Source organism: Halopenitus sp. POP-27 (assembly GCF_029889855.1).
Lineage (GTDB): Archaea > Halobacteriota > Halobacteria > Halobacteriales > Haloferacaceae > Halopenitus > Halopenitus malekzadehii.
Genome location: NZ_JARANU010000002.1, coordinates 179254 through 191506 on the forward strand (window position 1 = coordinate 179254; position 12253 = coordinate 191506).

General features: G+C 67.7%; 12 protein-coding genes and 1 tRNA gene. 8 read left to right on the forward strand and 5 right to left on the reverse strand.

The window, feature by feature from the left end:
- Nucleotides 1-32 precede the first annotated feature (32 nt).
- Nucleotides 33-1001 (forward strand): ribose 1,5-bisphosphate isomerase, encoded by a 969-nt coding sequence (locus OQF70_RS02615; RefSeq protein WP_280535668.1) that lies wholly within the window; start codon nucleotides 33-35, stop codon nucleotides 999-1001.
- Complete coding sequence (locus tag OQF70_RS02620) at nucleotides 998-2197, forward strand: PfkB family carbohydrate kinase (RefSeq protein WP_280535669.1); 1200 nt, start codon at nucleotides 998-1000, stop codon at nucleotides 2195-2197. The genes OQF70_RS02615 and OQF70_RS02620 overlap by 4 nt, the downstream gene beginning before the upstream one ends.
- A 60-nt stretch (nucleotides 2198-2257) precedes the next feature.
- Here the strand turns inward: OQF70_RS02620 and OQF70_RS02625 are convergent, their stop codons facing one another.
- Nucleotides 2258-2413 carry a hypothetical protein gene (locus OQF70_RS02625; RefSeq protein ID WP_280535670.1) on the reverse strand — a complete coding sequence of 52 codons (156 nt, stop codon included), beginning with the start codon at nucleotides 2411-2413 and terminating at the stop codon, nucleotides 2258-2260.
- Between the two features lie 99 nt (nucleotides 2414-2512).
- Between OQF70_RS02625 and sucC the strand changes: the two genes are divergently transcribed.
- The 3 genes from sucC to OQF70_RS02640 all read left to right on the forward strand — a co-directional run bounded on the left by sucC (nucleotide 2513) and on the right by OQF70_RS02640 (nucleotide 4991).
- Nucleotides 2513-3658: an ADP-forming succinate--CoA ligase subunit beta gene (gene sucC / locus OQF70_RS02630; RefSeq protein ID WP_280535671.1), complete on the forward strand. Its 1146-nt coding sequence runs from the start codon at nucleotides 2513-2515 to the stop codon at nucleotides 3656-3658.
- A complete protein-coding gene (gene sucD / locus OQF70_RS02635) occupies nucleotides 3655-4524 on the forward strand; it encodes a succinate--CoA ligase subunit alpha (protein WP_280535672.1) in 870 nt (289 codons plus the stop codon). The genes sucC and sucD overlap by 4 nt, the downstream gene beginning before the upstream one ends.
- A 95-nt stretch (nucleotides 4525-4619) precedes the next feature.
- Nucleotides 4620-4991 (forward strand): cupin domain-containing protein, encoded by a 372-nt coding sequence (locus OQF70_RS02640; RefSeq protein WP_280535673.1) that lies wholly within the window; start codon nucleotides 4620-4622, stop codon nucleotides 4989-4991.
- Between the two features lie 67 nt (nucleotides 4992-5058).
- On the opposite strand, the gene OQF70_RS02645 is transcribed toward OQF70_RS02640, so the two are convergent.
- Both OQF70_RS02645 and OQF70_RS02650 read right to left on the reverse strand, forming a co-directional pair.
- Nucleotides 5059-6258 (reverse strand): FAD-dependent oxidoreductase, encoded by a 1200-nt coding sequence (locus tag OQF70_RS02645; protein ID WP_280535674.1) that lies wholly within the window; start codon nucleotides 6256-6258, stop codon nucleotides 5059-5061.
- Nucleotides 6259-6381: 123 nt separating this feature from the next.
- Nucleotides 6382-8364, reverse strand: a complete 1983-nt coding sequence (locus tag OQF70_RS02650; RefSeq protein ID WP_280535676.1) for an aconitate hydratase — start codon at nucleotides 8362-8364, stop codon at nucleotides 6382-6384.
- Between the two features lie 288 nt (nucleotides 8365-8652).
- Between OQF70_RS02650 and OQF70_RS02655 the strand changes: the two genes are divergently transcribed.
- Complete coding sequence (locus OQF70_RS02655; RefSeq protein ID WP_280535678.1) at nucleotides 8653-9144, forward strand: deoxyuridine 5'-triphosphate nucleotidohydrolase; 492 nt, start codon at nucleotides 8653-8655, stop codon at nucleotides 9142-9144.
- Nucleotides 9145-9359: 215 nt separating this feature from the next.
- Here the strand turns inward: OQF70_RS02655 and OQF70_RS02660 are convergent.
- Nucleotides 9360-9434 (reverse strand) — tRNA-Arg (locus OQF70_RS02660).
- A gap of 143 nt (nucleotides 9435-9577) precedes the next feature.
- Here OQF70_RS02660 and OQF70_RS02665 point away from each other — a divergent pair.
- Together OQF70_RS02665 and OQF70_RS02670 are read left to right on the forward strand one after the other, a co-directional pair.
- A complete protein-coding gene (locus OQF70_RS02665) occupies nucleotides 9578-10192 on the forward strand; it encodes an AAA family ATPase (protein WP_280535679.1) in 615 nt (204 codons plus the stop codon).
- Complete coding sequence (locus tag OQF70_RS02670; protein ID WP_092816920.1) at nucleotides 10189-10602, forward strand: coaE operon protein; 414 nt, start codon at nucleotides 10189-10191, stop codon at nucleotides 10600-10602. The genes OQF70_RS02665 and OQF70_RS02670 overlap by 4 nt, the downstream gene beginning before the upstream one ends.
- A 42-nt stretch (nucleotides 10603-10644) precedes the next feature.
- Here the strand turns inward: OQF70_RS02670 and hmgB are convergent, their stop codons facing one another.
- Nucleotides 10645-11988, reverse strand: a complete 1344-nt coding sequence (gene hmgB, locus OQF70_RS02675) for a hydroxymethylglutaryl-CoA synthase (RefSeq protein ID WP_280535681.1) — start codon at nucleotides 11986-11988, stop codon at nucleotides 10645-10647.
- Between the last annotated feature and the right edge of the window lie 265 nt (nucleotides 11989-12253).

Here is a 12253-nt window from a genome sequence, read left to right on the forward strand (position 1 = left end):
GTATAAGTGGTCAGGGCACGAACACTCACGGAATGACCGACGACCGCGGAGCCGCCGACCTCGTGCCGGCCGTCGAGGACACCGCCGAGTCGATCGCGTCGATGGAGATCCGGGGCGCCGCGACGATCGCCGGTGCCGCCGCGGAGGCGCTTGCCGAACAGGCCCGGGGAACGGACGTCGATGACCCCGCGCGGTTCCGGGCGACGATGCGGGCCGCCGCCCGCCGACTCCACGAGACCCGTCCCACGGCGGTCTCGCTGCCCAATGCGCTCCGGTACGTGCTCCAGCGGATGGAGGGCGAGGACGTCGAGGCGCTCCGGCGACGCGTGGTCCGAGCGAGCGCCCGATTCACGCGCCGGCTCGGGGAGGCCCGCGACCGACTCGGGGAGGTCGGCGCGAACCGACTCCAGGACGGCGACGTGGTGATGACGCATTGTCACTCCACGGACGCGCTGGCCTGCATCGAGGCCGCCCTGGACCAGGGGAAATCCCTGTCGGCGATCGTCAAGGAGACCCGTCCCCGAAAGCAGGGCCACATCACCGCCGAGGCGCTCCGGGAACTGGACGTGCCGGTCACCCTCATCGTCGACTCCGCGGCGCGTCGGTACCTCGACGAGGCCGACCACGTACTCGTCGGAGCGGACTCGATCGCCGCCGACGGCTCCGTCATCAACAAGATCGGCACCTCCGGACTCGCGGTCAACGCCCGGGAGCGCGGCGTCCCGATCATGACGGCGGCCCAGACGATCAAGCTCCACCCGGAGACGCTGACGGGCCACACCGTCGAGATCGAGACCCGCGACGAGGACGAAGTGATCGATCCCGAAACGCGTGCCGGGATCGGCGACATCGCCGTCGAGAATCCCGCCTTCGACGTGACGCCACCGCGATACATGGACGCGATCGTCACCGAAAGCGGCCAGTTCCCGCCCGAAAGCATCGTCACGCTGATGCGCGAGCTGTTCGGCGACGGGGCTCAGACCCCGTGGGCGGAACCGTGACCCGGAACGCCGACGGGCCGGCCGACGACGTCCACGAGACGCCGCGAGTGGTGTGTGCGGGCCACGTCAACTGGGACGTCACGATGCAGGTCGAGCAGCTTCCCGAGCCGGACGGTGAACGACCGATCGACCACCTCCGGCAGGCCGGCGGCGGAAGCGCGGCGAACGTCGCCACGGGCCTGTCGGGGTTCGGGGTTCGTGCCGAGCTGTTCGGCAGCGTCGGAGACGACGATCCGGGTACGTTAACACTGCGCGAACTCGACCGATCCGGCGTCGACTGCGATCCCGTGTCGGTCCGTGAGGACCGCCGCACGTCGGTGAAGTACCTCATCGTGGACGCCGCCGGCGAGGTGATGGTGCTGTCCGCGTCGGGCGCCAACGAGGCGTATACCGCCGCCGACCTCCCCGCGGCTCGACTCGCCGACCTCGACCACCTGCATCTGACCGGACAGGACCCGGAGGTGGCGACGGAACTCGCTCGGGCGGCGGCCGACCACGGCGCCGCGGTGAGTTTCGACCCCGGTCGGCGGATCGGCGACCGCGGCTACACGAGCGCGTTCGAGTACGTCGACGTCCTGTTGGTGAACCGTCGCGAGGCGGCGACGCTCGAGGAGGCCGGCTTCGACCCGGCGGCGACGGGGGCGCCGACCCTCGTCGTCAAGCTCGGCAGCGAGGGCGCCGCGGTCCGGGACCCCACCGCCGGCGCCACCGACATCGCCGACGCTGCCGATGCCGTCGACACCACCGGCACCGGCGACACCACCGGCACCGGCGACACTGCCGGCACCGTCGACACAGCCGAGCGAGATCGGTGTCGTGTGCCCGCCTTCCCGGCCGATCCGGTCGATACGACCGGCGCCGGCGACGCGTTCGCCGCCGGCTTCATCGCCGCGTGTTTCGAGTCCGCGCGCGGCCGCGAACCCGAGATCGGGAACGAACTCGGGCCCGAACTCGCGGCGGACGCGGATGCCGGTGATTCGGCCGATCACGCGGGTTCGAGCCGCGGGATCCCGGGAGCCACAGCGCCCCATCTCCGGACCGCCGACCTCGGGTACGCGCTCCGGATCGGCAACGCCGCCGGCGCCCTCGCGACCCAGGAGTACGGCGCCCGAACGAGGCTCACGTGGGACCGGATCGACGCCTTCATAGACGAACACGACCCCGGAAACGGGACGGGTGGGGACCCCACGGTGTGATCGGGGCGCGCCGAACGGCGAGCAGCGCGACCACGACGATCGACGCCCAGACGACGACCCTCACCGGCGCCGCTCCGTCTTCTGCTCGATCCGTCGGAGCCACGTCGTGAGAACTTCCTCGGCCGTCACGAACGGATTGTACCAGACCGGGACGGAGACGCCGACGAGGAAGACGGCGGAGAAACTCCCGATCCATCGTCCGAGGAGCGCGTTCACCACCGGCAAAACCGTTGTCGTTCCGGATCGAACGGGGGCCCGGTTCGCGAGTCGAAAGAGCGGGATTTAAGCGCCCGACGACCCCCTTTTCGGACGCCAATGAAACTTCACGAGTATCAGGCGAAGGGAATCTTCGCCGATTCCGGGATCCCGGTTCCCGACTCGCAGCTGGCCGAATCCGTCGAGGAGGTCCTCGACGCGGTCGACGAGATCGGGTACCCGGCCGCCATCAAGGCACAGGTACACGTCGGCGGCCGCGGCAAGGCCGGCGGCATCAAGATCGCGACCGACCGCGAGGAGGCCGAACGGTACGCCGAGGAGATCCTGGGGATGGATCTGAAGGGCTACACCGTCGACCGCGTCCTCGTCGAGGCCGGCGTCGACTTCGTCGATGAGCTCTACGTCGGCGTGACGATGGACCGCGGCGAGGGCCAGCCCGTCCTGATGGTCTCGACCGAGGGCGGCGTCGACATCGAGGAGGTCGCCGCCGAGAACCCCGACGCGATCGCCCGCGAGCACGTCGACCCGGCCTTCGGCCTGCATCCCTACCAGGCCCGCAAGGTCGTCTACGACGCCGGCGTCGACGCCGACGTCGCCGGTGACGTCGCCTCCATCCTCTCGACGCTGTACGACCTCTACGAGGACAGCGACGCCTCCGAGATCGAGGTGAACCCGGTGATGATCACGAGCGACCGCGACGTGATCGCGGCCGACGCCGTGATGAACATCGACGAGGACGCGCTGTTCCGCCAGCCCGAACTCTCCGAGATGGCCGAGGAGTCCTACGAGGACGACCTCGAGCGCAAGGCCGGCGAGTACGGCTTCGATTACGTCCGCCTGTCGGGCAACGTCGGCATCATCGGCAACGGCGCCGGGCTCGTGATGACGACGCTCGACCTCGTCGACCACTACGGTGGGTCGCCCGCGAACTTCCTCGACATCGGCGGCGGGGCGAAGGCCGAGCGCGTCACGAACGCGCTGGACATGGTCTTCTCCGACGAGAACGTCGACGCCGTCGTCTTCAACATCTTCGGCGGGATCACTCGCGGCGACGAGGTCGCCAAGGGGATCAACGAGGCCCTCGAGCAGTTCGACGAGATCCCCAAGAAGGTGGTCGTCCGGCTCGCCGGAACGAACGCCGAGGAGGGGATGGAGATCCTGAACGCCGACCTCGTCGAGGTCGAGGAGACGCTGGAGGACGCCGTCCAGCGTGCGGTCGCCAATGCCGCGGAGGTAGAACAATGAGTGTATTCGTGGACGATGACACACGAGTCGTGGTACAGGGCATCACCGGCGGGGAGGGGAAGTTCCACGCCGAACAGATGATCGAATACGGGACGAACGTCGTCGGGGGCGCAGTCCCCGGCAAGGGTGGCGAGGAAGTCGCCGGCGTCCCCGTCTACGACACCGTCGACGAGGCCGTCGAGGCCGAGGACGCGGACGCCTCCGTGATCTTCGTGCCGCCGGCGTTCGCCGCGGACGCGATCTTCGAGGCGCTCGACACCAGCCTCGACCTCGTGGTGGCGATCACCGAGGGCGTCCCGACCCAGGACATGGCCAAGGTGAACAAGCGCCTTTCGGAGGTCGACACGCGACTGCTCGGCCCCAACTGTCCCGGGATCATCACGCCGGGCGAGTCGAAACTCGGCATCCTGCCGGGCAACATCTTCACCGACGGCAACGTCGGGCTCGTCTCGCGGTCGGGCACGCTCACCTACCAGGTCGTCGATAACCTCACCAACCGCGGCATCGGCCAGACGACCGCGGTCGGCATCGGCGGCGACCCGATCATCGGCACCTCCTTCATCGACGCGCTCGAGGCGTTCGAGGCCGACGAGGAGACCGACGCCGTCGTGATGTGCGGCGAGATCGGCGGCGAGGACGAGGAGCAGGCCGCCAAGTTCATCGGCGAACACATGGACACGCCGGTCGCCGGCTTCATCGCCGGCCGCACCGCGCCGCCGGGCAAGCGGATGGGCCACGCCGGCGCCATCGTCTCCGGCTCCGGCACCGGCACCGCCGAGTCCAAGATCAACGCGCTCAACGACGCAGGCGTTCCCGTCGGCGATACCCCCGAGGAAGTCGCCGACCACGTCGAGGACTTCCTGTAGCGCGACCCCGTCGCGTACGGCTCACGCCATCACGATCGTCCGATTTCGACTGCTCGATCCGCACGTCTTTATCCCGTCGCCCCGACCCCGATCGTATGTCCGACCCGACGCCGACGATAACCCGCGATTCGGAGGTCGACTACGAGGTCGTCGAGGCCGCCGACGGACTGGGCCGCGGCGTGTTGATCGACGAGACCGACGGCGCGCCGAACGTCGCGATGCGCCGATTCATCCTCGAACCGGACGCGACCGTCCCGCTGCACACGAACGCGGTCGAGCACGTCCAGTACGTCCTCGCCGGCGAGTACACCGTGACCCTCGACGACGAGGAGCGGACGGTCTCACACGGCGACTCGCTGTTCATTCCGGCCGGTACCGAGCACGCCTACCACAACGACGGCCCCGAGCGCGGGGCGTTCATCTGCGTGGTTCCCCACGGCGACGACGAGATCGAGCTCGTCGAGTAGACGGATCGCTTCGAGGCTTTGGATCCGCGTTTCTCGATCCGAGTTTGCTCCCCCAGTTCGACGTTGGTCACACGTTGTCGGCAGGCGCACCGTGCCCCTCCGGGGACCCCTCGAACCGGCTCAGCGAGAAGTACTCGAGGTCGACGAACTCGCTCGTGCCCTCGGTGACCAGGTCGGTCACGATCCGGCCCACCGCGGGCGCCTGTTTGAAGCCGTGTCCCGAGAAGCCGCAGGCGACGTAACAGCCTGCCGGGCCGACCGCGTCGATGATGAAGTCGTGGTCGGGCGTGTTCGAGTAGATGCCGCAGTAGCGGCCTTGGATCCCCGCATCGCGCAGCTCGGGGATCAGGTCGCCGAGCTGGTCGACCAGCTCGAGGATCGTCGACTCGTCCGGCGTCGCGTCGTACTCGTTGGGGTCGACCGCTTCCCCGGTGTGATGGGTTCCGACGAGGATTCCGCCGCCGACGTCGGGTCGGACGTACCACTCCCCGCCGGGCAGCGCGGTCGTGGGCACGAGCGACGAATACCGCTCGGCGTACTCCGCGGGCGGGTCGAGGAGCAGGACCTGTTCCCTGGTGGGGACGATCGGCAGCTCCACGCCCACCGTCTCCGCGAGCCGCGGCGTCCAGGGACCCGCGGCGATTACGACTTCCGAACACGCGATCCGCGTCCCGTCGACGTCGACGCCGACGACCGTGCTCCCGTTCTCGTCGGTCACGATCGACTCGACGGCGGTGCCGGTGACGACGGTCGCCCCCTGCTCCCGCGCGGCGCGCTCGAACCCCCTCGCGGCGTCGGAGCCGTCCGAGTACCCGGCCGCGTCGTCGGAGACCGCGAAGTCGTACCGCTCGGCGTCCGCGACCATCGGATATCGGTCGGGGAGCGACTCGCGTTCGTACCGCGTGACCGGAACGTCCAACTCCGAGAGGACCTCGTACCCGTCCTGGGCGTACTCGCCGCTCGGCGTCCCCTCGACGCCGAATCGGACGAGCGGGTTTTCGGCGTGTGAGAGCGGCTGACCCGTCTCCGCCTCGAAGCGCCGGTAGAACTCGTGGCTCCACCAGGCCATCCGGCTGTAGATCGCTTGGTCTCCGTAGTGGTGTCGGAGGATCGCCGAGGAGTCGCCCGTCGACCCCGCGGCGATCGCGTCCTTCTCGAGAAGCAGCACGTCGCGGTCGGTCTCCCGGGCGAGAAAGAACGCCGTGCTCGTTCCCATCACCCCGCCGCCGACGATGACGACGTCTGCATCATCGGGGAGGTCGTCCATACCCGCCCCGTTCGTCGTCCCGTCTTGTAAGGCTATGGCCGACGCCGGTCGGTGCTCGGTTCCGCCGAACGTGGCAAAGAACGTGAGAGTCGTGCTCGGGTCGGCCGAGCGGTTCGACCGTGATCAGTCGTCGGCGGGCGCGGCGCCGTCGGACTGGTGCTGCCGTTTCGTCCAGGAGAGCTTGCCGCCGGCCGCGAGGATGTCGAGCTCGCGGTCGGAGGCGTCAAGCGTCGCGGTGAACTCCCAGTCGCCGTTCACGCTGACCTGGAACTCCTCCTGGCCCGCGCGGACCGCGGCGTCGACGTCCTCGAGGATATCGAGGTCGTCACCCTGGTCGATCCGGTCGTAGGTCTCGGCGTCGATCTCGAGCGGGACGATCCCGAAGTTGAAGAGGTTCGCCTTGTGGATGCGGGCAAAGCTCTGTGCGAAGACCGCCTCGATGCCGAGGTACATCGGACACAGGGCCGCGTGCTCACGCGAGGAGCCCTGACCGTAGTTCTCGCCGGCCACGAGCACGCCGCCGTCGGCCTCGCGGGCGCGGTCGGCGAAGGTGTCGTCGATGCGCGAGAGCGTGAAGTCCGAGAGCCGGTCGATGTTCGAGCGGAACTTGAGGATGTCCGCCGTCGCCGGGATGATGTGGTCGGTCGTGATGTTGTCCTCCATCTTGAGGAGGGCTTCGCCGTCGACCTCGGAGTCGATGCCGTCCCGGAGGGGGACGTCGCCGATGTTCGGGCCCTTGATCAGCTCGTCGTCGATGGCCTCCTCGGGCGTGATGATGTCGGCGTCGTCCTGGCCCATTCCGTCGGTGTAGGTGTCGCCCATCTCGAGGCCGGGGGCCTCGAGGTCGCCGAGGTCGTCGGCCAGATCACGTGGGTCGACGATCTCGCCCTTGATCGCGGCCGCGGTGGCCACCTCGGGCGAACAGAGGTAGACGGAGTCGTCCTCGATTCCGGAACGACCCTCGAAGTTGCGGTTGAACGTCCGCAGGGAGACGGAGTCGGAGGCGGGCACGTGCCCGATGCCGATACAGGCACCACACGTCGCCTCGGAGAAGTTGACGCCGGCGGCCATCAGCTCGGCGGTCCAGCCCTCACGGGCCAGCATCTCGGAGGCCTGCTTGGAGCCGGGCGCGATGATCATCTCGGTGTGTTTGGCGACCTCGCGGTCCTCGAGCATCTTCGCGGCCGGGAGGATGTCCTCGTAGGCGCCGTTCGTACAGGATCCGATGATCGTCTGCTCGACCTCGGTCCCGGCGACCTCGTCGACCGGGACGACCTTGTCGGGCATCGACGGGCACGCGATGAGCGGCTCGAGGTCGTCGAGGTTCACCGTGATCTCCTCGGCGTACTCGGCGTCGTCGTCGGGCTGCAGCTCGACGTATTCGTCCTCGCGGCCCTGTCGGGCGAGCCAGCTCTTCGTCTTCTCGTCGGTCGGGAAGATGGAGGAGGTGGCGCCGAGCTCGGTGCCGAGGTTCGTGATCGTCGTCCGCTCGGGGATGGTGAGCGACTCCGCGCCGGGGCCGGTGTACTCGAAGACCTTGCCGACGCCGCCCTTGACGGTCAGCTCGCCGAGCAGGTGCAGCGCGATGTCCTTCGCCGTCGCCCACTCGGGCAGCTCGCCCTCGAGGTGGACGTTGACGACCTCGGGCATCTCGACGTAGTAGGCGCCGCCGCCCATCGCGACGGCGATGTCGAGCCCGCCGGCGCCGATCGCGAACTGGCCGAGCCCGCCGGGGGTCGGCGTGTGCGAGTCGGAGCCGAGGAGGGTCTTGCCGGGCGCCGCGAAGTTCTCCTTGTGAACCTGGTGACAGATGCCGTTGCCGGGGCGGGAGAAGTATGCGCCATAGGTGCCCGCGGCCGAACGGAGGAAGCGGTGGTCGTCGGTGTTCTTAAAGTCGAACTGGTAGGTCTGGTGGTCACAGTACTGCGCGGCCAGCTCCGTCTGGACCTCGTCCATGTCCAGCGCCTCGAACTGGAGCCAGACCATCGTCCCCGTGGTGTCCTGCGTGAGTACCTGATCGATATCGATGCCGATCTCCTCGCCGGGCGTCAGCTCGCCGTCGACGAGATGGTCATCGAGGATTTTCTCAGTTATCGTTTGTCCCATATCGACCGTAAGTCGAGTCGCCTCGGATATAAATCCCGCGAGTTTTTCGCCTATACGACCGTGTAGGATCGCTGTGTCCGGCAATTTTGGGGTGATCGAGATCGCGGTAACACGCAACAAAACTGGTCAGTGAGAACATAGGACACGGACGGCGATCGACGGCGATCGACGCCGATCGGTCTCGACGGCGCCGTTGAATGTCGTCGCGTGACTCCGACGTGGGCCCGTCGTGTGGCTCCGGCATAACCCGTCGATACGGTTTTGCCGGCTGGGGATCGATCGCTGGGTATGTTCGAATCCGGAGCCCGCGTCGCCGCCGCGCTCGAGGCGGCCGGCGCCGACCTCACGGCCGCACAGCGACAGCCGAACGGCGTCGATCTCACCCTCGGAACCGCCTACGAGCAGACCACCCAGGGACACATCGGCCGCGACGGAAAGACGGTCGGCGACCGAACGCCGGTACCGATCGCGGACGGGGATGCAGACGACGAGGACGTCTATCGGTTCGAACCCGGTGCCTACGTCGTCGAGTACGGCGAACCGGTCCGGATCCCCGAGGGGCACGTCGGGTTCGTCTACCCACGCTCCTCGCTGTTGCGGAACTCCTGTATGCTCAACACCGCGGTCTGGGACGCGGGCTATGAGGGGGTCGGCGAGGGACTCCTGCAGGTCGGCCGACCGATCACGATCGAACGCGACGCACGGATCGCCCAGCTCGTCCTCGCCGCGGCGGACCACGAGGACACCTACGACGGCGAGTATCAGGGCGAGGGGCTCTAGGGCCGCCGGCGGTTTATAAACCCGCGTACGCCAACGGACGAGCACGACGACGACGTGTGGTCACGGAATCGACGACGCCGACGTACAGGCACGGTGGGATCCCCGTGAGCAACGCGAACGGGGGTCAACCGCGCGAGTGAATGAGGTGTACGGGCACGGTGGGATCCCCGTGAGCAACGCGAACGGGGGTACACCGTGCGAGTGAACGAAGTGAACGAGCACGGTGGGATTCGAACCCACGACCATCGGATTAGAAGTCCGACGCTCTCTCCTGGCTGAGCTACGTGCCCTCATCGGAACGTACGGTCGATCGCTTATAAGGGATGAGGTTCGCGACCGTCGATCATCGTCGATCGACGTCGTCGCCGGCGCGACCGACCGGATCGGGGTCGCTCCGCAGCGCTTAATGGCGGTCGCGGCCGACGACGGAGTAATGCGCGTTATCGGTACCGTCGGGCTTCCCGGAAGCGGAAAGGGGGAAGCGGCGACGGTCGCGACGGAAGCGGGGATTCCGGTCGTCGTGATGGGCGACGTGATCCGCGAGGCGTGTCGAAACCGCGGGCTCGATCCGGCCGAGCACCACGGTCGAGTCGCCGGCGAGCTTCGCGAGGAGGAGGGACCCGACGCCATCGCGGCCCGGACCGTCCCCCGGATCCGGGAGGCGATCGAGACGGCGGGGTCGGACGTGGAAACGGTGCTCGTCGACGGGCTCCGGTCACCGGTCGAGCTCGAGCGGTTCCGGGAGGCGTTCGACGACGACTTCACGCTCGTGGCGATCCGGGCGCCGTTCAACGTTCGCGCCGACCGACTCGCCGAACGGGGCCGCGACGCGGCCGACGCGGACATCGAGGCCCTCCGGGAGCGCGACGAACGGGAGCTCGATCTCGGGCTTGGCGAGGTGATCGACGCGGCCGACGTCGAGATCGACAACACCGACTCGCTGTCGGCGTTTCGCGACCGGATCCGGGACCTTCTCGGGATCGACGCGGAGTCCGACGACACGACCGGGGGCGATGCCGTCCGGGCCGAACGGGGTGACGGATCGTGATCTACAGTATCGACGTGCGGATCGAGGCTCCGGTCAACGACACGGAGGTCACCGACCGGGTCGCCGACGCCGTCAGACACGTCTTCCCGGAGGCGGAGCTGACGTTCCGCGACGGCCGACTCGTCGCAGAGACGCACACGCTGGATCCGTTCTCGGACGTGCTCCACGAGCAGGAGATCCTCGATACGGCTCGCCGCGTGTTCTTCGAGACTGCCGACGAGGACGGGTTCGAGTTCGCGATCAAGAAACAGCCCGCCTTCGAGGGCGTCGTGACCTTCGCGGTCGGCTCGCCGGACGAACTCGGCGACATCGACGTCTCGGTGACGGTCCGGGAGCCCGACGTCGAATCGTTCATCGACCATATCGCCCCGCGGACCGAGGACGGGGTGCCGATCGACCCGGACGCCTGATCGACGCGGAATCGTGCGTCCCGCGGTGGGCGAATACGGGACCTACTCGACGTAGTCGTAGGTGCGCTCGTTCATCCGGCCCCAGCCGGTGAAGACGAACTCGCCGTCGGGGACGGTGAACTCCTCGACGTCGACCGACTTGTCGTAGTCGTGGACCTCGTGGACCTGCGTGTACTCCTCGAAGGAGAGGTCGTACCGCGACGCGAGCTGCTCGTCGATGTCGAGCGCCTCGATCTCCTCGCGCCAGCCGGGCCGGACCGTCTCGGAGTGGATCTCCGCCTGGGCGCCGGAGCCGTACGAACCGACCAACAGGCGCTCGCCGACGAACGCGTCGTCGAGGCCGCGCTCGGCGGCGTCACGGAGCGCGCTCGCGCGAGCCAGGTGGACCGATCCGGTGTACCAGTTGCCGACTACCCGCGAGAGCCCGAGGGTCGGCTCGATCGTCTCGGCGTACCACTCCTGATACCGGTCGGTCCCCTTGAGCGCGTCCATATACTCGCTGATCGCCTCCTCGTAGGCCTCCCGGGACTCGTAGTCGTCCTCGCGGGGCTGACGGCCGATCGACTCGGCCAGATCGTCCTCGATCGAGGTGTTTCGGGTGATGTGTCGGTAGGCGAACAGCCCCGCCTTCCGGACCATTCCCGGGAACGGGGTGTGGAACGGAGCGTACGCGACGGTGTCGGGCTCGACGGGACCGACGATCGACTCGTAGTCCTCGAGCGCCTCGCGCATTCGGGAGAGATACACCTGCATCGAACGCTTGCCGTCGACGCTGGGGAACTGCTGGTTCGGCTTGAGGAAGTCCGTCTCGTCCATGCTTCCGTAGCCCTGTTCGGTCGATAGCTCGACGATCGAGGGGTCCTCGGTGACGAGCATCGCGACGGCGCCGGCGCCCTGGGTGGCCTCGCCGGGGTCGCCCCGCTCGTACAGCGCCGTGTCGGTCGCGATCACCAGCGCCGCGCGACCGCGGTTGCGGCCGGCGCGGATCCAGTTGTATGCGTCGTCGATCGCCTGGGTGCCCGAGACGCAGGCGAACTTCCGTTCGCCCTTGTTGGCGTGTCGGAAGTCGCCGTCGTAGACCTGTTCGAGACAGCCGGCGATGTAGGTCGAGACCGGCTTCGAGTGGTCGAACGCCGACTCGGTCGCGACGTCGATCCGACCGATCTCGTCGGGTGCCAGTCCCTTCCGGTCGAGCAACGACTTGGCCGCGTTGGCCCCCATCGTGACGATGTCCTCGTAGACGTCCGGGAACGAGGAGGTCTCGAGGCCGAGCCCCTTCGTGTACTTCTCGGGGTCCTCGCCCTTTTTGGGGGCGAAGGTGTTCGGCAGGTCGAGCTGTAGCTTGCCCGTGCGGATCTCGATCGCGTCGATGCCGACGGCAGTCATAGCCAGGGGTTCGGGAACCGCCCATAAGGGCCTGTCGATAGGATGGTACGTCGTCCGTCGAACTCCAGGACGGTCGATGGACGTCCGTCGTGGGATTACGAGTTAGATGACTGATTCACACGCACCGGTCCGATCAGTCGTCATCATCGTCGTCGTCATCGTCGTCATCATCGTCGTCATCATCGTCGTCATCATCCTCATAAACAAATGCTATAACAAAGAATGAATCAAAATACGAAACGAGATAGGGGGAGGAGGGAGGTGG